This is a genomic window from Agrobacterium sp. a22-2 (assembly GCF_012276985.1).
Taxonomy (GTDB): Bacteria; Pseudomonadota; Alphaproteobacteria; order Rhizobiales; family Rhizobiaceae; genus Allorhizobium.
The window spans coordinates 1-19,479 of sequence record NZ_JAAXMM010000030.1 but is presented as its reverse complement, the minus strand read 5'-3'; the positions used below and the strand labels follow the sequence as shown (position 1 = coordinate 19,479).

Annotated in this window: 17 protein-coding genes; 6 read left to right on the top strand and 11 right to left on the bottom strand. The window is 64.4% G+C overall.

The features are described 5' to 3' along the window. Nucleotides 1-11 precede the first annotated feature (11 nt). On the bottom strand, nucleotides 12-2,678 hold the full coding sequence (ppdK, locus tag HFC70_RS26000) for a pyruvate, phosphate dikinase (RefSeq protein ID WP_168476227.1): 2,667 nt from the start codon (nucleotides 2,676-2,678) through the stop codon (nucleotides 12-14). A 136-nt stretch (nucleotides 2,679-2,814) separates the two neighbouring features. Then, nucleotides 2,815-3,744 carry a LysR family transcriptional regulator gene (locus tag HFC70_RS25995; RefSeq protein ID WP_168476226.1) on the bottom strand — a complete coding sequence of 310 codons (930 nt, stop codon included), beginning with the start codon at nucleotides 3,742-3,744 and terminating at the stop codon, nucleotides 2,815-2,817. 107 nt (nucleotides 3,745-3,851) lie between these two features. Here HFC70_RS25995 and HFC70_RS27095 point away from each other — a divergent pair, with 107 nt between their 5' ends. Further along, a complete protein-coding gene (locus HFC70_RS27095) occupies nucleotides 3,852-4,109 on the top strand; it encodes a DUF1127 domain-containing protein (RefSeq protein WP_246735962.1) in 258 nt (85 codons plus the stop codon). Between the two features lie 40 nt (nucleotides 4,110-4,149). Here the strand turns inward: HFC70_RS27095 and HFC70_RS25985 are convergent, their stop codons facing one another. The 6 genes from HFC70_RS25985 to HFC70_RS25960 form a co-directional block, all read right to left on the bottom strand. Further along, nucleotides 4,150-4,578, bottom strand: coding sequence for an Ivy family c-type lysozyme inhibitor (locus HFC70_RS25985; protein ID WP_168476225.1), 429 nt, complete (start codon nucleotides 4,576-4,578; stop codon nucleotides 4,150-4,152). Continuing rightward, nucleotides 4,578-5,393 (bottom strand): nucleotidyl transferase AbiEii/AbiGii toxin family protein, encoded by an 816-nt coding sequence (locus HFC70_RS25980; RefSeq protein WP_168476224.1) that lies wholly within the window; start codon nucleotides 5,391-5,393, stop codon nucleotides 4,578-4,580. The genes HFC70_RS25985 and HFC70_RS25980 overlap by 1 nt, the downstream gene beginning before the upstream one ends. 8 nt (nucleotides 5,394-5,401) lie before the next feature. After that, nucleotides 5,402-5,731 carry a hypothetical protein gene (locus tag HFC70_RS25975; protein ID WP_168476223.1) on the bottom strand — a complete coding sequence of 110 codons (330 nt, stop codon included), beginning with the start codon at nucleotides 5,729-5,731 and terminating at the stop codon, nucleotides 5,402-5,404. 84 nt (nucleotides 5,732-5,815) lie between these two features. After that, nucleotides 5,816-9,283: a chromosome segregation protein SMC gene (smc, locus tag HFC70_RS25970; protein ID WP_168476222.1), complete on the bottom strand. Its 3,468-nt coding sequence runs from the start codon at nucleotides 9,281-9,283 to the stop codon at nucleotides 5,816-5,818. Between the two features lie 168 nt (nucleotides 9,284-9,451). After that, the gene (locus HFC70_RS25965; protein ID WP_168476221.1) at nucleotides 9,452-10,129 is read right to left on the bottom strand and encodes a DsbA family protein; all 678 of its coding nucleotides are present in this window, start codon (nucleotides 10,127-10,129) and stop codon (nucleotides 9,452-9,454) included. A gap of 137 nt (nucleotides 10,130-10,266) precedes the next feature. Continuing rightward, nucleotides 10,267-10,764: a DUF721 domain-containing protein gene (locus HFC70_RS25960; RefSeq protein ID WP_168476220.1), complete on the bottom strand. Its 498-nt coding sequence runs from the start codon at nucleotides 10,762-10,764 to the stop codon at nucleotides 10,267-10,269. Nucleotides 10,765-10,869: 105 nt separating this feature from the next. Between HFC70_RS25960 and mutY the strand changes: the two genes are divergently transcribed. Together mutY and HFC70_RS25950 are read left to right on the top strand one after the other, a co-directional pair. Continuing rightward, entirely contained in the window at nucleotides 10,870-11,958 is a 1,089-nt protein-coding gene (gene mutY / locus HFC70_RS25955) for an A/G-specific adenine glycosylase (protein ID WP_168476219.1), read from the top strand. A 3-nt stretch (nucleotides 11,959-11,961) separates the two neighbouring features. Further along, nucleotides 11,962-12,576, top strand: a complete 615-nt coding sequence (locus tag HFC70_RS25950; RefSeq protein WP_168476218.1) for an HAD family phosphatase — start codon at nucleotides 11,962-11,964, stop codon at nucleotides 12,574-12,576. Nucleotides 12,577-12,916: 340 nt separating this feature from the next. On the opposite strand, the gene HFC70_RS25945 is transcribed toward HFC70_RS25950, so the two are convergent. Further along, on the bottom strand, nucleotides 12,917-13,321 hold the full coding sequence (locus tag HFC70_RS25945) for a DUF2442 domain-containing protein (RefSeq protein WP_168476217.1): 405 nt from the start codon (nucleotides 13,319-13,321) through the stop codon (nucleotides 12,917-12,919). A 144-nt stretch (nucleotides 13,322-13,465) separates the two neighbouring features. On the opposite strand from HFC70_RS25945, the gene HFC70_RS25940 reads away from it, so the two are divergent. Beyond that, entirely contained in the window at nucleotides 13,466-13,768 is a 303-nt protein-coding gene (locus HFC70_RS25940; protein ID WP_168476216.1) for a putative quinol monooxygenase, read from the top strand. A gap of 3 nt (nucleotides 13,769-13,771) precedes the next feature. Here the strand turns inward: HFC70_RS25940 and HFC70_RS25935 are convergent, their stop codons facing one another. Further along, nucleotides 13,772-15,616, bottom strand: coding sequence for a glycosyltransferase family 41 protein (locus tag HFC70_RS25935; RefSeq protein WP_168476215.1), 1,845 nt, complete (start codon nucleotides 15,614-15,616; stop codon nucleotides 13,772-13,774). Nucleotides 15,617-15,766: 150 nt separating this feature from the next. Between HFC70_RS25935 and HFC70_RS25930 the strand changes: the two genes are divergently transcribed. Continuing rightward, the gene (locus HFC70_RS25930) at nucleotides 15,767-16,123 is read left to right on the top strand and encodes a nuclear transport factor 2 family protein (RefSeq protein WP_168476214.1); all 357 of its coding nucleotides are present in this window, start codon (nucleotides 15,767-15,769) and stop codon (nucleotides 16,121-16,123) included. A 132-nt stretch (nucleotides 16,124-16,255) separates the two neighbouring features. Here the strand turns inward: HFC70_RS25930 and HFC70_RS25925 are convergent, their stop codons facing one another. Then, entirely contained in the window at nucleotides 16,256-17,386 is a 1,131-nt protein-coding gene (locus tag HFC70_RS25925; protein WP_168476213.1) for a site-specific DNA-methyltransferase, read from the bottom strand. Nucleotides 17,387-17,641: 255 nt separating this feature from the next. On the opposite strand from HFC70_RS25925, the gene HFC70_RS25920 reads away from it, so the two are divergent. After that, a complete protein-coding gene (locus HFC70_RS25920) occupies nucleotides 17,642-19,336 on the top strand; it encodes a VWA domain-containing protein (RefSeq protein ID WP_246735961.1) in 1,695 nt (564 codons plus the stop codon). Nucleotides 19,337-19,479: the final 143 nt, after the last annotated feature.

Here is a 19,479-nt window from a genome sequence, read left to right as displayed (position 1 = left end):
CCCCATCACCCTCACCGCCCCGCCTTGATCGCCGCCTGAGCGGCCGACAACCTCGCGATCGGCACGCGGAACGGCGAGCACGACACGTAATCCAGCCCGACATCCTCGCAGAAGTGGATCGACGCCGGGTCGCCGCCGTGTTCGCCGCAGATGCCGAGTTTCATGTCAGGGCGAGTGCGGCGGCCGCGCTCGGCGGCGATGCGGATCAGTTCGCCGACGCCGTCGAAATCGAGCGAGATGAAGGGGTCGTGCTCGATGATGCCTTTTTTCTGGTAGGTCGGGATGAAGGCCGAGGCGTCGTCGCGGGAAATGCCGAAGGTGGTCTGGGTCAGGTCGTTGGTGCCGAAGGAGAAGAATTCGGCGGCCTCGGCAATCACATGGGCGCGCAGGGCGGCGCGCGGCAGCTCGATCATCGTGCCGACCAGATAGTCGATCTCCAGGCCCGCCTCGGTCATCACCTCGCGGGCGATGCGGTCGATCGAGGCTTTGACATAGTCGAGTTCGGAGCGCAGGCCGACCAGCGGCACCATGATTTCCGGCACGACTGGCGCGCCGGTGTCGCGGGCGGCGGTGACGGCGGCCTCGAAGATGGCGCGGGCCTGCATCTCGGCGATTTCCGGATAGGAGATCGCCAGCCGGCAGCCGCGATGGCCGAGCATCGGGTTGAATTCGTGCAGGGCATCGACCCGCTGGCGCAAAAGCTGCGGCTCCATCTGCATGGCGGCGGCGACTTCGGCGATTTCCGCGTCGGTCTTCGGCAGGAATTCGTGCAGCGGCGGATCGAGCAGGCGGATGGTTACCGGCAGGCCGTGCATGATGGTGAACAGCTCGGTGAAATCGGAGCGCTGCATTGGGAGCAGCTTGGCGAGCGCTGCCCGGCGGCCGGCCTCGTCTTCGGCGAGAATCATCTCGCGCATGTCCTGGATGCGCTCGCCTTCGAAGAACATGTGCTCGGTGCGGCAAAGGCCGATGCCTTCGGCGCCGAAGGAGCGAGCGGCGCGCGCATCGGCCGGCGTATCGGCATTGGTGCGCACGGCCATGCGGCGGGCCTTGTCGGCCCAGACCATCAATTGCGCGAAATCGCCCGACAGTTCCGGCTGCAGCATCGGCACGGCACCGCGCAGGACCTGGCCGGACGAGCCGTCGATGGTGATGATATCGCCCTTCTTGAGGCTGACGCCCATGCCGAGCAGCAGCTCGTTGCGCAGATCCACCCGCATGGTGCCGGCACCGGAGACGCAAGGGATGCCCATGCCGCGGGCGACCACCGCCGCATGGCTGGTCATGCCGCCGCGGGTGGTCAGAATCCCTTCGGCGGCATGCATGCCGTGAATGTCTTCGGGGCTTGTCTCGACGCGCACCAGGATGACCTTGCGGCCTTCTTCCTCGGCGATGACGGCTTCTTCCGAGGTGAAGACGATTTCGCCGGTGGCGGCGCCCGGCGAGGCCGGCAGGCCGGAGCCGATGATATCGCGGGTGACGCGCGGGTCGATGGTCGGGTGCAACAGCTGGTCGAGCGAGGACGGCTCGATGCGGGTGACCGCCTCATGCTCGGTGATCAGCCCTTCGGCGACCATGTCGACGGCGATCTTCATCGCCGCCTTGGTGGTGCGTTTGCCGGAGCGGGCCTGCAGCATCCACAGCCGGCCGCGCTCAATGGTGAATTCGAGATCCTGCATGTCGCGGTAATGGGCTTCCAGCCGGTCGCAGATGCGGCCGAACTCGGCAAAGGCGTCGGGCATGACCTTTTGCAGCGACGGCTTGTCGGAGCCGCTTTCGAGCCGTGCCGCCTCGGTGATCGACTGCGGCGTGCGGATGCCGGCCACCACGTCTTCGCCCTGCGCATTGACCAGGAATTCGCCGTAAAGCGCCTTTTCGCCGGTCGAGGGATTGCGGGTAAAGGCGACGCCGGTCGCCGATGTCGAGCCGAGATTGCCGAACACCATGGCCTGGACGGTGACCGCCGTGCCCCATTCGGCGGGGATGGCATGCAGGTGGCGATAGGTGACGGCGCGCGGGTTCATCCAGCTGGCAAAGACCGCGCCGATCGCCCCCCAGAGCTGCACGAAGGGATCCTGCGGAAAGGCCTCGCCCAGCTCCGCCTCGATCATCTCCTTGTAGAGTTCCGTGACATGCTGCCATTCGACGGCGGTCATTTCGGTGTCGAGCTCGTGGCCGCAGCGGGCCTTTTCGTCTTCGAGGATTTCCTCGAACATCTCGTGGTCGAGGCCCATGACGACATCGCCATACATCTGGATGAAGCGGCGGTAGCTGTCCCAGGCAAAGCGCGCATCGCCGGCGGTGTGGCCAAGCGCCTGCACGGTCTGGTCGTTAAGGCCGAGGTTCAGCACCGTGTCCATCATGCCGGGCATGGAGGTGCGGGCGCCGGAGCGCACCGAGAGCAGCAGCGGATTGGCTTCATCGCCGAAGGCGCGGCCGGCAATGGCCTCTATGCCCTTCAGGCCGTCCAGCACCTGCGCCTTCATGTCGTCCGACAGGCTGCGGCCATTGTCATAATAAAAGCTGCAGGCATCGGTGACGATGGTCAGCCCCGGCGGCACCGGCAGGCCAAGGCTTGCCATTTCCGCCAGATTGGCCCCCTTGCCGCCCAGATGCTCGCGATCGCCCGCACGCCCTTCGGCTTTGCCATCGCCGAACGTGTAGACCCACTTCGTCATGCCCTTTTCTCCACCCAATCAGGCCTTTGCACCATGATTACTGCAATTGTGACGGATTGGAAACGTTCGCCGACAAAGTTTATGCTGCATTGCATCATAATTGCGGCGAAGGGTTAAAAAGGCGGGGAAACCTCCGTCAGGCCGGATCGCCGGTGGCGGGTGCGGAGACACGACGGGAGGCTGGCAGGCGCGCATTGTCCCGCAGCCATTCCAGAAAAATGCGGGCATTCCTCGACAGCCTGCCCTCGCGCGTTTCGTGGGGGCGGACGTAAAAACCGTCGCGAAAGGTCAGGAAACCGGCCGGCGCGACAAGGGCGCCCGAGGCAAGCTCGTCCTCCACCAGGAAGCGCGGTGCGATGGCTGCCCCCATGCCCATGCGGGCCGCCTCGAAGACCAGATAGGAATGGTCATAGCCGGTTACCCGGTCGGCCCGGAAACGGTGGCCGGAGAGGCGCTGCCAATTGTCCCAGACGATTTCGGCGCCGCGCCGGTCGATGCGGGTCGCGCAGTCCAGCGTGGCGCCATCCCAGCTGTGGCGGTGCGCGGGGCCGAGAACCGGGCCCATTTCCACATCTCCCAGCGGCACGGCGAAAGGATCCTCGCGCATGGGCGACAGCAGGCGATCCCAGGACATCAGGAGATCGGGCGGCGGATCCAGTTCGCGGCTGCCCATGGGGCCGGCAAGGCGGATGACGATGTCGATCTCGGGCCAGTCGACATTGAAGCGCGACACGGTCGGGATGAACCAGACGCGGGCGAAGGTGGCGCTGACGGCGATCGAGACAGGGGCGTCGCGGCTGGGGCGCTTCAGTGCACCATAGCCGCTGCGCAGATCGTCGAAGGATCGGATCACCGTCCGGGCGAAGGTCTTGCCATCGGCCGTCAGCTCCAGCCCGGTGCCCTGCTTGCGAAACAGTTCGACGCCGGCGTGGTCCTGCAGGTGATGCAGCTGCTTGCTGACGGCGCTGTGGGTGCGCCCGAGCAGGCGGGCGGCGGCCGTCACCGAACCGGTTCGATAGAGCGCGTCAAAGGCAATCAGCGATGCAAGCGGCGGCAGCTGTTCCATGGGGCGACCTTATGTCACTTTAATTCACAGGTTCCATTCTTATTATTCAATTTTTTCTTTCAGCAATAGGCGTAATCTTCCAGCATCTCAAGACAGGAGAAACGCCCATGACCGTCCGCCTTCCCGCCGACAGCCGGATCATCGGCAGGGTCGACCTGCAGGCCCGGCTCTTTGCCCGCAAACATCCGAAAACGGCCGTGCTGGCGCGGCTGGTGGCCATGCTCGGGCTTTGCTGGCGGCGCCATCGCGAGCGCCAGCGCATGCAGCGCGATCTGCCTGGTTTCACCGACGAGATGCTGAGAGATTTCGGACTGACCCGGGCGCAGGCGGAAGAACAGGCAGGGCGGCCGTTCTGGCGGGCGTGAGTTTTGGCGCCGAGGCGAGACGTCGGCGCCGAGGCGATTACTAGCGTTGGAGCGCTTGCAACTCCTCCACGGAGGGATCACCGAACAGGGTTTCACCAAGCTCCTCGTCCGCTACCCGCGCCACAACCCGTTTTCCATCGGCCGAATAAAGGACCCAGATCCGGCTGGCATCGCAGCGCCCCGGCTGGCAGGCCCTGAAACGTTGCATCGCCTGGCCGGCAATGTCGAACCGCTCGGAGGCCAGCGCCACATAGCGCGGCTGACCGACCATGTTGCGCACCCAGGACGGCAACCCGCGCCGGCCTTTCAGCAGCGCGATAAGGCTGTCGCGATGGGGCTCAGATGTGGCGATGACATCGGCTAGGAATTTGCCGGATAGGGGCTCGGCGGCGGTCGAGGGGATGGGGAATGTGAGCGTGGCGAGGAGGAGGGCGGCTCTTGCTGCCTGTCGCCCGAGTGAGAGCCGCATCAGAGATCACCCGTCCAGTTTGTCGTAACCTCTGGAAGGGATGGCATCAGTTCCGGCTCCGATGTCGCCTTGCGAAACTGCAGGCGTTCAGAGGTGGTTTCCGACACTTCCTGCGGCACGCCTTTTGATCCCACGGCGAGCAGGCCAACGATTTCCACGGGTGCTGTCCGGACATACTCTTCTGCCCGATCCAGAGCCGCTACCAACTTGTCCCGGATCACCCCTGCCGACATTTCGGTCGGCAATCCTCGCACCGACTCATAGTCCTCTTTCGGAATGGAAAGGCCGCGACGCCTGATCTCGTCTGCAAGTCTGACCGGAGAGTAATTCGGCGGTTTTCCCGATGCGGCCATGAGAAGCGGCCCAAGCCGGCAATAGTTCGCCTCGATCTGGATGAGATCGACGAAATCCCTCGCCTTGGTCCTCGTGGATGCCGCTAGGACTTTATTGACCGCAAGGTCGGCCAGATGAAGTCTGGCTCCCCATTCGCTGTCGCGCACAAGCGGAAAAAATCGGATTCTGGACTCGCTCATCCACTGAATGAGCGTTGCCTCGCTGGCATTTGTAACCTCTGCCTCGACACAGCCATAGATCCGGACGATCACGTTGACACCAAAGCCGTCGCTTTGCAGCTTTCCGATATCGAGATCCGCCGCAGCTCCGATTTCCTCGTCCGTGTCGTGAAAAATGTCGATATCGTCAGACAGGCGAGGCCAGTCCTTGTTGAGAACGACGCCTCCGGCGATATAGCTGGTCTCCGATCGGTTGGCGGATATCGAAGCGAGAATGTCCTTCTGAAGCAGCGTTAACGCCATCGTCAAACTCACAGCTCGCTCAGCATGCGCCGCCCCAGCGCGTAGGCCCTGGCGTCGCCGCGCTCGATCAGGGCGTTTGCAACCACCCTTGTCTTCGAGCCAAGATCCGGCAATCGGTCGAGGTCGATATTGTCGAGAATTCGCGCCCCATAACGCGCCAGCGCTTCATCGATTTGCTGTTGCTGCCGCACCTTGTCGTTTCGATGTTTCGAGCGCATCGCCGCGGCAGAGGCGAGAATATCGGCGCGCCGTTCGACGGGCACCAGCACCTCGACACGCACGAGATCTGCTGCACCACCGCTTTGACGATATTTCTTGATCCTTTGCTGTACCGTCATCGTTGGTCTCCCTACGAAACGACATTACGCGTATCCCGGATACGGGTCAACAAGACAAGGGCGGCGCCGTGTGTTGGCAACGTCTCACACCACATCCCGCTCGCGCAGCTGTTCGGCCGTCTGCAGATCGACCGAGACCAGCTGGGACACGCCCTGTTCGGCCATGGTGACGCCGAACAGGCGGTTCATGCGGGCCATGGTGATGGGGTTGTGGGTGATGATGACGAAGCGGGTCTCGGTGGAGGCCGCCATTTCGTCCATCAGGTTGCAATAGCGCTCGACATTGTGGTCGTCGAGCGGCGCATCGACTTCGTCCAGTACGCAGATCGGCGCCGGATTGGTGAGGAACACCGCGAAGATCAGCGCCATGGCGGTCAGCGCCTGCTCGCCGCCCGAGAGCAGCGTCATGGTCTGCGGCTTCTTGCCCGGCGGGCGGGCGAGGATTTCGAGGCCGGCCTCGAGCGGGTCGTCGCTTTCGATCAGCTGCAGCTCGGCCGTGCCGCCGTTGAACAGGTGGGTGAACAGCCGCTGGAACTGCACGTTGACGATGTCGAAGGCGGCCAGCAGCCGCTCGCGGCCCTCGCGGTTGAGGCTCTGGATGGCGCCGCGCAGCTTGCGGATGGCGTCGATCACGTCGTCGCGCTCCTTGATCAGCGCCGCCAGCTTGTCGGACAGTTCCTTCTGCTCTTCCTCGGCGCGCAGGTTGACGGCGCCGAGGCGCTCGCGCTCCATTTTCAGCCGGTCGAGCTCGCGCTCGACTTCGCGCAGATCCGGCATGGCGTCGTCGGCTTTGAGCCCGGTCAGCCGGAAGGCCTCGTGCGGCGGCACCGACAGGGCGTCCTGGATGCGCGCCTCGCCTTCCTTGCGGCGGTCGCGGGCCGACATCAGCCGCTCCTCGGCGCGGCCGCGCTGCTCGCGGCATTCGGCAAGGGCAGACAGGGCGGCGGCGGCCTTCTGGTCGGCATCGCGCTGGCGGGTTTCGGCCTCCGCCAGCCGGTCGGCGGCGCCGCGCCGCGCAGCCTCCGCCTTTTCCAGCTCGTTCATCAGGGCGCGGCGCTTTTCCTCGAATTCGTCGGGCGCCATTTCGAGGTCCATCACCTCGTCGCGGGCCTCGGCCTCGCGGTCGCGCAGGGTGGCGATATGCTCCTCGGCGCTTTTGGCGCGAGCCGCCCAGGTGCTGCGCTCCTGGCGGATTGCCAGGATGCGGCGGTTGCGCTGGTCGTTTTCGCGGGCAAGCCCTTCGTGGCGGGCGCGCGCCTCGGCCACCAGGCCGCGGCCGGTCGCCACCTCCATCTGCTGCTCGCGCAGCCGCCGGTCGAGATCGCTGACATCGGGGGCTTCTTCCAGCGCGATGGCCGCATCCTCTGCCTGGGCTGCCGCCTCCTCGATCTGCGCCTGCAGGCCGTTCAGGGCCTCCTCGACCACGTCGCGGCGCCGCAGCAGCTCGCCAGACGCCCGCTCGGCGGCCGACAGCGCCTCGCGGGCCTCGGCCAGCTGGCGGGCGGCCAGGCGCTGGCGATCGCGCGCCTCGGCCAGCCGCTTTTCCTCCACGCCAATCGCTTCGAGAGCGGCTGCCCGGCGTTCTTCGGCCTCAAGCGCCTGGCTTTTCGCCTCGTCGATCTCGTCGCCGAGTTCCGCCAGGCGGTTCTTCTGGGCGAGTCTCAGGGCCGCCGCACTCGGCGCTTCCGAGCCGGTGACATGGCCATCCCAGCGGTAGACCGCGCCTTCGCGGGTCACAAGACGCTGGCCGGGCGCCAATTGCGCCATCAACTGTTCGGCCACAGACAGATCGACAATGCCGATCTGCTTCAGGCGCCGCGAAAGTGCCGGCGGTGCCGTGACATGGCCGATCAACGCCACGGCGCCGGCCGGCAGCGACGGGTCGTCGGTACCCGCACCTATGCCGCTCCAGTAAGCCGGGGCGCGCGGATCGGTCGGGCTTTCCAGATCGTCGCCAAGCGCGGCCCCGACGGCGGTCTCGAATCCGCGATCGACGCGCAGCTCTTCGGCCACCGGCGAAAATTCGCCCGATGTGCCGGACGAGGACAGGATTTTTGCGATCGTCCTGGCCTCGGTTTCCAGGGCCGCCACCTTGGCGCGGGCGGCCTCCAGCGGGGCACGGGCGAGGCTTTCGAAGCGGCGGGCTTCGGCAAGGGCTGTTTCGACATCGCCGGCTGCCGTTTCGCAGTCTTCCAGCGCGATTTCGGCCGCCTCGACCATGTCGCGCTTCTCATCGGGATCAGCCAAGCTGGCCAGCCGTCCGGCGATCTGTTCGAGCTCGCGGCCGGCCTCTTCGGCCTGGCGGGTCAGCCGACCGCGGCGCTCCGAAAGGTCGGCAATGGCGCGTTCCAGCTGGTTGCGGCCGGCAGAGGCCTCGGCGCGCTCGGCGGTCAGCGCGGCAAACAGCCGTTCGCTTTCGGCCAGCGTGTCGGCAGCAATTTCGAAGGCTTCACGCAATTCTTCCGCCGTGCGGCCGGAATCGGCCAGCGCCTCCTCGATTTCGGCTTCTTCAGCGCTCAGGCGGTCGAGGATGCTGGCATTGTCGGCCACCAGCCGCTCCTCGCGGCGAATATCCTCGTCGAGCTGGGCGAGCCGCCGGGTCAGCTCGTCGCGGCGCTTCATCAGCCGTCCGGCATCTTCTTCCAGCTGGGTGCGGGCGATCTGCAGGCGCTGCAGGGCGGCGGCGGCGCGGGCTTCCTCCTCGCGCAGCTCGGGCATCTTCAGGCTGGAGACGGCTTGAGCCTTGGCGGCTTCCATCTGCGCCTGGGCGCGTTCGGCCACCAGCGCGGTTGCCTGGTTGAGCGCGCTTTCGGCCTCGCCCTCGGCTTCCTTGGCCTGCACCCAGCGGATATGCAGCAGCATGGCGTCGCGGGCGCGGATGTCGGCCGACAGCATCTTGAAACGATTGGCCTGGCGGGCCTGACGCTTCAGGCTCTCGATCTGGCTTTCCAGCTGGCTGGTAATGTCTTCGAGACGTTCGAGATTGCCTTCGGCGGCGCGCAGGCGCAGCTCGGCCTCGTGGCGCCTGGAATGCAGGCCGGAAATGCCGGCGGCCTCTTCCAGCAATTGCCGGCGGGCCTGGGGCTTGGCCTGGATCAGCTCGCCGATACGGCCCTGGCCGACCATGGAGGGCGAGCGCGCACCGGTCGAGGCATCGGCAAACAGCAGCTGCACATCCTTGGCGCGGGCCTCCTTGCCATTGATGCGGTAGACCGAACCGTTTTCGCGCTCGATGCGGCGCGTCACCTGGATCTCGTCCTGGTCGTTGAAGGCAGCGGGTGCGGTGCGGTCGGAATTGTCGAGAAAGAGGCCGACTTCGGCACTGTTGCGCGCCGGGCGGTTGCCGGAGCCGGAAAAGATCACGTCGTCCATGCCCGAGGCGCGCATGTTCTTGTAGGAATTCTCGCCCATCACCCAGCGCAGCGCTTCGACCAGATTGGACTTACCGCAGCCATTTGGCCCGACGACGCCGGTGAGGCCGCGCTCGATGATGAATTCGGTGGGCTCGACGAAGGACTTGAAGCCGAGCACGCGCAGGCGGTTGAATTTCATCGATCCACCCTCCCCTTGAGGGGGAGGGTCGGAGCAAAGCTCCGGGGTGGGGTGATCGCCCGGAGTGTCACCCCCACCCGCGCATTCGCGCGACCTCCCCCCTCAAGGGGGAGGTGAAAAACGGGCGCGCGGGTGTCCCCGCCGCCCGTTGCAATACGGTCGGACAAATCAGAGCAGGCTGTCGATGAGCGCCGACATGGATTCAACCGACATGTCTCCAGAATAGCTCTTGCCGTTGATGAAGAAGGTCGGAGTCGAGTTGACGCCGAAGTCATTCGCTCCGCGGTCCCTTACAGCCGACACATCAGCGGCAAGTTGGGCGTTCGTCAAGCAGGCTTCGAAGCTCTCCTGTGTAAAACCGGCCAATTTGGACATCTGCAGCATGGCGCCGCGCACATCGCCGTCGGCGGGAGCCGCCCAGCTGCGCTGCTGCTTCAGCAACATCGAGACGAAATTGAAGTATTGCGGCTCGGGCGCGCAGCGCGCCAGCATGAAGGCGGCGGTGGCGGCCGGGTCGAAGGGGAACTCGCGGATGATGAAATACACCTTGCCCGTATCGACGTATTTTTCCTTGATCGCCGGCAGGGTCTTTTCATGGAAATTGGCGCAATGGGGGCAGGTCATCGACATGTATTCGACGATCTTGACCGGCGCATTGGCATCGCCAATGGCCTTTTCCGGCAGGCCACCCGGCTTCAGCACGGCTTCCATGTCGACATCGCGGTCGGCGGCCGGCACTTCAGCGGCGGCAAAGGCGACAGGCGCGCCGAGCGTGACGCCGACGGCTGCCGTGGCGATGCCGGCCAGCAGGTGGCGCTTGGTAAGGTTCAGTTCGGATATCGACATGGATTTCACCCGCATTGAGGTTTTTGAAGACTGGAACAGTGGTTATATCGCTACAGTGCCGCAAACAAGGCATGGTTGACGACGGCTGTTCAAAGATCTGTGACCGAAAAGAGCCGGATTTTCAAATGACAAAACTTTCATGTCTTGCGCTTTGACAGGACGCCGGTACCGAGCCGCTCGATGGCCTGGCGCAGCTTGTCGTCCTCGATGCCCTCCATCAGGCCGGCCAGCCGCTCGGCCTTTTCGCCCTGCAGCTTGCGCGGCGGCGCGGCATGCTTGAAGGTCTGCGATACCGGCTTCTGGACAATGCGGATCTGGCCGATCGCGGGATAGCCGAAAAAGCTGTTGATGCGGGCGATCAACTCGCCCTGGGCATGGGTCAAAAACAAAGCGCGCGCCCCTTCGCAGGCAATGGTCAGCACGCCCGGCCGGCTACCGCCACTGTCGCCGGGATAATCGCGGCGCGGCCAGGCGATCTTTTCCGGCCGGGTGCAATCGCTGAAATCCTGGCCGGCGATTTCCGGCCACGAGCCGAGCAGGGCCGTGGAAATGCCGGCGCGCCTGGCAATCACCGGATCGATGATGCCATTGGCCGCTTCGGAAATCTGGATGGCGCCGCGCCTGCTGGGCTTCATGATGGTCCACTATTTGAGGGACGGCGGCTCGAAGCTCGCCCCATGCCTTGATCGACAAGACTGATTTGCCCAATTATAAGGCCCTTTTACCCATTCCGGCAAATCATGACCTTAAAGACCGCCACAGACCCGAGCGCGCAGGCACTGCTTGCCTGGTACGACCGGCATCACCGCGACCTGCCCTGGCGCATTTCGCCTGGTATGGCGGCCAAGGGTATCCGGCCAAATCCCTACCATATCTGGATGTCGGAGGTGATGCTGCAGCAGACCACCGTTCAGGCGGTGAAGGCCTATTTCGCGAAATTCTTAAGCCTATGGCCGACGGTGACCGATCTGGCCAGGGCGCCGGTCGAGGACGTGATGGCCGCATGGGCGGGGCTTGGCTACTACGCCCGAGCCCGCAACCTGAAGAAATGCGCCGAGGCTGTGGCGTTCGAGCATGGTGGCGTCTTTCCCGATACCGAGGCGGGCTTGAGAGACCTGCCGGGCATCGGCGATTATACGGCCGCCGCCGTGGCGGCGATCGCCTTCAACCGGCCAGCCGCGGTGATGGACGGCAATGTCGAGCGGGTGATCTCGCGGCTCTATACGATCGACGCGCCCCTGCCCGGCTCCAAGCCTGTGATGAAGGCCCGCGTCGCGGCGCTGACGCCTTCCGACCGGCCGGGCGATTTTGCCCAGGCGATGATGGATCTGGGCGCGACGATCTGCACGCCGAAACGGCCGGCCTGTGCGCTCTGTCCGTTCAACGGCGCCTGCCTGGCGCTGAAGGCCGACGATCCGGAGCGTTTCCCGGTGAAGCAGAAGAAGAAGGACAAGCCGGTGCGCATCGGCGCGGCCTATGTGGCGGTCAATGGCGACGGCGAAATCCTGCTCAGGCGGCGCAAGGACAGCGGCTTGCTCGGCGGCATGACGGAGGTTCCTACCACCGGCTGGACGGCGCGCATCGACGGCGACGACAGCGAGGACGGCGCGCCGTTTGCGGCCGCCTGGCAGGCCTGCGGGGCGATCTCGCATGTCTTCACCCATTTCGAACTGAGGCTGTCGATCTTCCGCGCCCAGATCACCACACGCAGCGGCGATGACGGTTGGTGGGAACCGGTCACAAATCTTGATGCGCAGGCGCTGCCGACTGTCATGAAAAAAGTCATCGCGCAGGCTATTCCGACCGCGTTCCAACCGCCAAAAGGATGATCCATGGCTGACGAGATTCGCCACATCGTGTTCGACATCGGCAAAGTGCTGATCCATTACGACCCCAACCTGCCCTTCAGCCGCATCATTCCCGATGATGCCGAGCGTAGGCATTTCTTCGACACGGTCTGCACCCATGACTGGAATATCGAGCAGGACCGCGGCCGCTCCTGGGCCGAGGCGGAGGCCGAGCTGATCGCCCTTCATCCCGAGCGCGAGGCGCAGATCCGGGCATTCCGGCAATATTGGCGCGAAATGGTGCCGCACGCCTATGACGGTTCGGTCGAGATCCTCAAAAGCCTGATCGCCGATGGTCATGATGTGACGATGCTCACCAATTTCGCTGCCGATACGTTTCGGGAAGCCCAGGAGATGTATCCGTTCCTTAACCTCGCGCGCGGCGTGACGGTGTCGGGCGAAGTGGGCCTGATCAAGCCGGACGTTGCGATCTACAAGCGCCATGCCGAAACCTTCGGGCTGGAGCCGGCTCACACCATCTTCATCGACGATTCCTACCCCAATGTCGAAGGCGCCATCAGCGCCGGCTGGCAGGCCGTGCACTTCACCGGCGCCGACCGGTTGCGCGAGGATTTGGTCGCGCGGGGCGTGCGGGTTTAGGGGCTGAACCCGATCGCTCAGTGCGCGTCGGTTACCCCCCTCTGCCCCTGCCGGGCATCTCCCCCACACCTGGCACGGTTATTACATATGAGAAAGACCCTCTCTGGCCTGCCGGCCATCTCCCCCACAAGGGGGAGAAGACCCGGACGAAGCCGCTCGCTTTTTTCCATAGAGGGTGCGGTTTCCATAGAGGGTGCGGCTGGGTTAAGCCCTCCCCCCTTGTGGGGAGGGTTTGGGAGGGGACTGTTTTTACTTGCGTGGCCTTATGAGAAATGGCAACGGCGGGCACGCACCACATGCAGACGACAATTATCGTCTACTGTGTCACCCAAAGGTCCCTTCACGCCGACTTACGCGGCCGACCGCCTTTGGTACCGTTGGCGCGGCTGGCGGCGATCTTGGCGGGGGATCGCGATTGGCCGCCTCGACGCTGGGCCTCCATAAAGGCTCTGGTGCCGAACACGCCGGACATCAGGCCGGAAATCGTGTAGTCGATATCCAGGCTTTCCCAATGCAGACCGGTTTCGCCCAGCAATTCGACCTCAGCCAGCTGCGCATCGCTCGCCTCTTCCAGGCCCTCAAGCGCGCGAGCCGGCACCATGAAGGCGGCACCGTTGGTAAACTCCACGGTGATGCGGCCGGAGACGGGATCGTAGTCTACCGAGACAGGGGCCGGCCGCTCGGCGCGCTCAGCCTGCCAGCGTTGTTTTGCTTCGATCAGTTCTGCATCCGAAACGTCAGCCATGATATTTTTCCCAGGTATCGAGACTACAAGATAACCCAAGATGTTAGGTTTTTTAAGAACACCGGTTGCGGTTTGATTGTGCCGGAGGGTGTGCCAAGGTATCTTCGACATATCCACACGAACCGGCAAGACAGAAGGACATGCATGACCGACCTTAAGGACCTGCGCATCTTTCTCGATGGGCATATCGACGTGCCGCCGGAGCGGTTGGAGCAGGTGCGGGCTGCCCTGCCCGAGCATATCAGGCTGACGCTGGCCGAGCCCGGCTGCCTGTCTTTCGAGGTCAGAGAAAGCGGCGATGTGGCCGGGCGCTTCATGGTGTCGGAAGTGTTTGTCGACCGGGCCGCCTTCGATGCCCATCAGCAGCGCGCCAAGGCGTCGGCGTGGTTCGACGTCACCGTCGGGATACCGCGGGATTATACGATCCGGGTGGGTTCCGAGGCTTAAGCGCTAGTGGCAAATGCCTTCGAGCGCTGACTCGATCTGCCGCGTCAGCGCTGCCGTGTCAAACAGCGGAGCGCTTTCGCGGGCCTTGATCAAGTGCTGGCGCAGGAGGGATTGGCGGACCCCATCCTGCGCCAGATCGGCCGCCAGGCGGCCGAATTCGGATAAATCGTGTGCGACCAGTTCGGGCAGGCCGACCGCCGTCAACAGGCTTTCGCTGACCCGGCCGGCAAAGCTCGTGCCCCTGAAAGAGACCACCGGCACGCCGCACCACAGCGCATCTGACGTCGTGGTATGGCCATTGTAAGGCCCGGTGTCGAGTCCGATATCGGCCTGGCAGAGGCGCTGGAGGTGCTCGGCCATCGGCAGTTTCGGTGCGAATACCAGCCGTTCGGGCGCAATGCCGGCAGCCTGCGCCGCCGCTTTCAGATTGACTTTCGCCATGGCCGGCTGATCGGCCAGCCACAGAACCGAACCGTCGACCTTACCTAAAATGTCCATCCAGACGGCAAAGACCGGACCGCGGATCTTTTGCGCCTGATTGAAGGAGCAGAAGACTACGGCGTCTTCCGGCAGACCATGATCGGCCCGCGACCCCTGCCGCATCACGGCGGCACGCGCGGCGTCGTTGCACTGGTAGCTGGGCGACAGCGGCAGCAGTTTTTCCGCATAATGGGGCTGGCTTTCCGGCGGGGTGACCACGGCATCGGTCAGCGCGTAATCGATGCCGACGCCGGCGACGCTGCCGGGAAAGCCGAGATAGGTGACCTGCACCGGCGCCGGGCGGCGGCTGAAAATGCCGAGCCGGTTTCCTTGCGTAAAGCCTTTCAGATCGACCAGGACATCGAGATCGAGTGCGGCGATGACCCTGGCCGCAGCATCGTCGTCGAGGTCGAGGATATCGACGAGATGTTCGACGGAGGCGAGAAAGCGTTGCCGCATCGGCCCTTTTCGATTGCCGGCCGCGGTGTGGCAGACGCCAAAAATCTCGACGCGGTTACGGTCATGGGCTTCCAGCACGCCGGCAAACAGCGCCATGGTGGCGTGCTCGAAGAAATCGCAGGAGAGATAGCCGATGCGCAGGCGCTCGCCGGGAGCTCTCACCCGCAGCGGGCGGGCGGTCACGGCCGGCGGAAACAGGGTGGCGGCGGTGCGGCGGGCACAGAGCGCGTGATAGGCCTCGTCGCCCGACCAGGTGATGGCGCGGAAGGCGTTTTCACGGATATCGGCCGCGTCGCCCTCCCGCGCATAGGCCTCTTCCAACTGACGCTGCAGGCGGTCGGCGGTGGTAAAATCGCAGAGATTGGCGGCGCACCAGAACAGTTCGCTGAGCGCCAGCCGTTCCTGCGGCTTTTCCTGATGGGCGCGCTTAAGGGCCGGATAGGCCTCCTCGTAGCGGCCAAGGCCCGACAGAACGATGCCGGCATTGAGGAAATTGCCGAAAGTGCGGCCGATGCTCAAGAGGCTGCGGGCAAAGGGCAGCGCCTCGTCATAGCGGCCGGCTTCGCGATAGAGGCTGCAGATCGAATGGTTGACGTCGACGTCGTCGGGCAGGTGCCGGTAAAGGGTCTGCAGTGCGCCAAGCGCTGCGGCATTGTCGTTGACGGCGACATAGTGGCCGGCGGCTCTGAACGCCACTTCGCGGCGCAGCTTGGCCGTCAGATCGATGGCGCCGGCAAACAGGCCGGCGGCGGCGACCCGGTCGCCGAGTTTTTCATGGATGGTGGCGGCCAGGATGAAGGCATCGGCATTGCGGCGCTCTTCGGTCATCAGACGATTAAGCGTCGCCAGCGCGATCTGAAGATCGCCCCGGTTGAACTGCTGCTTCGCCTGATCCATCAATGCCGACACGGGCACTCCTCTCCTTGACGTGGCACGAGCTTTAGGAAGCCGGACTTGTCCGAAACTGGAGGTCTCCTCATGTTGGCAGCCCTTGCCTCGATCGACCCGATCAGCTTTGATCGGGTCATGCCGCAGATCAGAATTCACCAGGAATAGCCCATGCCTTTCGACCCCGTCGCCGCCGTCCATCGCTTCCATGCCGCCATCAACGGGTTGGACTTTGCAACGATCGAGGCGTTCTTTGCCGAGGATGCCGTCTATGGCTCGATCAAGGTGGGGGCGCTTGAGGGCCGACCGGCGATCCTGCAGGCTTTTCGCAGCTATTTCGACACCTATCCGGATCAGGTGGCGCTGGACGAGTCGGTGGAGGCTGTTTCGCCCATGGCGGCGCGGGCCGTGTGGTCGCTGAACGCCACCCATTCGAAAACCGGCGAGGCGCTGGTGCGGCATGGCGAGGAGACGATCACCTTCGACGATGCGGGACGAATCATCCGCGTCGATGTGACGGATTACTGAGCGGCCGAAGCCCTTTAAAACGAAGATGGCGCCCGCAACCGCGAGGGTTCCGGGCGCCAAACATCTCCTCTCGGGACTGAAGGTACGAAAACCGAGAGAAGAATGACCGGTCTGACAAAGCTGGGCGGACCGTTAATCCAACTTTGCCAGACCATTGCGGATGATTGACCGCAAGTCGTCGATGGGGCGCAGGGTTGCTCCCTCTTCGAAATGCCAGAAGGTCCATCCGTTGCAGGCATCAAGACCCTGGACTTTGGCGCCAAGGCGATGAATGGAGCCGGCGTCGCCGCCGGAGACGAGCGTGCCGTCGGCACGCACGATGGCCATGTGCCGGCGCTTAGCGCAGGACAGCACCTGGCCGGGCTTGACCAGACCACTTTCGACCAGGGTGTTGAAGGCAACACGCGGTTCGGCCTTCTTGCCGGTCAGCACGGTCAGCTCGGTCTTGCCGAGCGGCTCGACGGCGGCAATGCGGGCAGACGCCGCGTCGATGTAGTCCTGCTCGCGCTCGATGCCGACGAAGTGGCGGCCGAGACGCTTGGCGACCGCCCCCGTGGTGCCCGAGCCGAAGAACGGATCCAGCACGATATCGCCGGGCTTGGTGGAGGCCATGATGATGCGGGCCAAGAGCGCTTCCGGCTTCTGGGTCGGATGGATCTTCTTGCCGTCCTCGCCCTTCAGCCGCTCGGCGCCGGCGCAGATCGGGAACAGCCAGTCGGAGCGCATCTGCACGTCGTCGTTGGAGGCCTTCAGGGCGTCGTAGTTGAAGGTATAGCCCTTGGTCTTCGGATCCGGCGAGGCCCAGATCATCGTCTCATGGGCATTCTGGAAACGGCGGCCCTTGAAATTGGGCATGGGATTGGTCTTGCGCCAGACGATGTCGTTGAGGATCCAGAAGTTGAGATCCTGCAGGGTCGTGCCGACGCGGAAGATATTGTGGTAGGAGCCGATCACCCAGATGGTGCCGGTCGGCTTTAGCACGCGGCGGCAGGCGAGCAGCCAGGCGCGTGTGAAGGCATCGTAGATCTCATAAGATGCGAACTGGTCCCAGGCATCGTCGACGGCATCGACCAGCGACTGATCGGGACGGTGAAGCGCACCGCCGAGCTGCAGATTATAGGGTGGGTCGGCGAAGATCACATCGACCGAATTGTCCGGCAGGGCTTCGAGTGCTGCCACGCAATCGCCCTTGATGATCGTATCGATCCAGGAGTTTGCGCCATCGGCGCGGCGAAGATCGGCGAGCGAAAATACTGAAGCCATCGGATACTCACTGTTTACGCTGACGCGGGAACCGGGTTACGCTGAAACACAATGCTTATGGTTACCGAACTTGGTTACCAAACCCTGAAGGTTGGCGCCGGCATCTCAAAATAATCCATTTGCGATGGAACAACCGTCGTGCCGCCGTCGGTTTGCTGTGACGCATGTCGCTTGCCCGACTTGCGCGGCCCATGTAAAAACAGCCGGGAAATCCGGCAGGCAGGCCCGCCATAACGGCAAACAGGGATGTCAGACATGCGCACACTGTACGCGATCGCCACGGCCACAGCACTGATGCTCGGCGCGGCGGGTGCCGCACGGGCGGCCGAGCAGTCGATCATCGTTCTCGATGCTTCCGGCTCGATGTGGGGGCAGATCGACGGCAAGGCCAAGATGACCATTGCCCGCGAAACGCTGGACACGGTTCTGAAAAGCGTGCCCTCCGAAACCGCGCTGGGGCTAATGGTCTATGGTCATCGCGAAAAAGGCTCCTGCGCGGATATCGAGCTTGCCGTGCCGCCGACGGCTGGCAGCACAGAGGCCATTTCGGCCTTTGTCGGCACCATCAATCCGAAGGGCAAGACGCCCCTGTCGGCGGCCGTGAAACAGGCGGCCGAGGCGCTGAAATATACCGAGGAGAAGGCAACCGTCATTCTGGTGACGGACGGGTTGGAGACCTGCGCTGCCGACCCTTGCGCCCTTGCCGACGAGCTGGAGCGCAATGGCGTGGACTTTACCGCCCATGTGGTCGGCTTCGGGCTGACGGCGGAGGAAGGCAAGCAGGTGGCCTGCCTGGCGGAGAACACCGGCGGGCGCTATCTGCAGGCTTCCGACGCCGGGGAACTGGCCGAGGCGCTGACCACGACGGTGGCCGAAGCGCCGCCCGCGCCGGAACCGGCACCCACGCCCGAGCCGGAGCCGGCCCCGGTCGTGCCGCCACCGACGCCGCAACCGCCCGCTCCGAGCTTCAACCTGCGCACCGATGCCGTGCTTTCCGAAGGCGGCCCATCGCTCGGCGATCTGGCCGAGGTGCGCTGGGATATCTATCCGACCGCGGCCAATGGCGAGCGGCTGGCCGATTCGCTCGACGGCGGCTACGACGCCACCTATGAGACCACCCTGCCCCCTGGGCGCTACGTGGCCATGGCCCGACTGGCCGAACTGTCGCGCGAAGTGCCCTTCGAGGTGAAGGCGGACGAAGTCAGCGAGATCAAGGTCAATTTCGAGGCCGGCATCCTGATCTTGAAGCCGATGCGCACGCCCGGCGGCGAACGCGACGAGAGCGCCCGTATCGACATCCGGCAGGGCAGCTTTTCGGATGGCGGCTATGGCGAGCGCGCCTTTTACGTGCCGGCCGGCGATATCGACATCGAGGCCAGCATCGGCGTGGCGAAGGTGACGGACAGAGCCAGCGTCAAGGCCGGGGAAACCGTGGCCAAGGATGTGGTGATCGGCACCGGCGTGGTGGTTCCCAAGGCCGTCTATGCCGAGGGCGGCCCCGACGTCGAGGAGGACGGCATCCGCTTCGACGTCGTCTCGGTCACCAAGGACATCAACGGCGAGCCCACGGCCATCGAGGGCAGCTATGGCATCGACCGGACGCTCGACATTCCCGCCGGCGATTTCGTGTTGAAGGCCCAGCTTGGCCAGGCCTCCGGCGAAACGCCGTTTTCGGTCAAGGCGGGCGAGCGCGTCGAGGTCAGCGTCAACATCAATGGCGGGGTACTCGCCGTCACGGCGCCCGGCGCCGACCGCATCGAGGTGGTCGGCGCCAAGAAAGACATCCAGGGGCGGCAGAAGGACATAACCGGCAATTACGGAGAGGTCCTCAACGAGACGATACCGCCCGGCGACTATATCGTACGGGTCAGCTACCAGGGCGATGTCGCGCCCAAGGAAAAACCCGCCAGCATCAAGGCCGGCGAGCGGACCGAGGTGACGGTGGAGTAGTGGGATGGGAGAAAGAAGACCCTCTCTGGCCTGCCGGCCATCTCCCCCACAAGGGGGGAGAAGACTCGCGGAAACCGCTCGGCTCTATCCGTAGAAGGTGCCGCTGGGTTAAGCCCTCCCCCTTGTGGGGAGGGTGGGGAGGC

Excerpts from the sequence above, each read along its gene's own strand:
- ppdK (WP_168476227.1), bottom strand. The coding sequence starts at position 2,678 with ATGACGAAGTGGGTCTACACGTTCGGCGATGGCAAAGCCGAAGGGCGT.
- HFC70_RS25995 (WP_168476226.1), bottom strand. The coding sequence starts at position 3,744 with ATGGAACAGCTGCCGCCGCTTGCATCGCTGATTGCCTTTGACGCGCTC.
- HFC70_RS27095 (WP_246735962.1), top strand. The coding sequence starts at position 3,852 with ATGACCGTCCGCCTTCCCGCCGACAGCCGGATCATCGGCAGGGTCGAC.
- HFC70_RS25985 (WP_168476225.1), bottom strand. The coding sequence starts at position 4,578 with ATGCGGCTCTCACTCGGGCGACAGGCAGCAAGAGCCGCCCTCCTCCTC.
- HFC70_RS25980 (WP_168476224.1), bottom strand. The coding sequence starts at position 5,393 with ATGGCGTTAACGCTGCTTCAGAAGGACATTCTCGCTTCGATATCCGCC.
- HFC70_RS25975 (WP_168476223.1), bottom strand. The coding sequence starts at position 5,731 with ATGACGGTACAGCAAAGGATCAAGAAATATCGTCAAAGCGGTGGTGCA.
- smc (WP_168476222.1), bottom strand. The coding sequence starts at position 9,283 with ATGAAATTCAACCGCCTGCGCGTGCTCGGCTTCAAGTCCTTCGTCGAG.
- HFC70_RS25965 (WP_168476221.1), bottom strand. The coding sequence starts at position 10,129 with ATGTCGATATCCGAACTGAACCTTACCAAGCGCCACCTGCTGGCCGGC.
- HFC70_RS25960 (WP_168476220.1), bottom strand. The coding sequence starts at position 10,764 with ATGAAGCCCAGCAGGCGCGGCGCCATCCAGATTTCCGAAGCGGCCAAT.
- mutY (WP_168476219.1), top strand. The coding sequence starts at position 10,870 with ATGACCTTAAAGACCGCCACAGACCCGAGCGCGCAGGCACTGCTTGCC.
- HFC70_RS25950 (WP_168476218.1), top strand. The coding sequence starts at position 11,962 with ATGGCTGACGAGATTCGCCACATCGTGTTCGACATCGGCAAAGTGCTG.
- HFC70_RS25945 (WP_168476217.1), bottom strand. The coding sequence starts at position 13,321 with ATGGCTGACGTTTCGGATGCAGAACTGATCGAAGCAAAACAACGCTGG.
- HFC70_RS25940 (WP_168476216.1), top strand. The coding sequence starts at position 13,466 with ATGACCGACCTTAAGGACCTGCGCATCTTTCTCGATGGGCATATCGAC.
- HFC70_RS25930 (WP_168476214.1), top strand. The coding sequence starts at position 15,767 with ATGCCTTTCGACCCCGTCGCCGCCGTCCATCGCTTCCATGCCGCCATC.
- HFC70_RS25925 (WP_168476213.1), bottom strand. The coding sequence starts at position 17,386 with ATGGCTTCAGTATTTTCGCTCGCCGATCTTCGCCGCGCCGATGGCGCA.
- HFC70_RS25920 (WP_246735961.1), top strand. The coding sequence starts at position 17,642 with ATGCGCACACTGTACGCGATCGCCACGGCCACAGCACTGATGCTCGGC.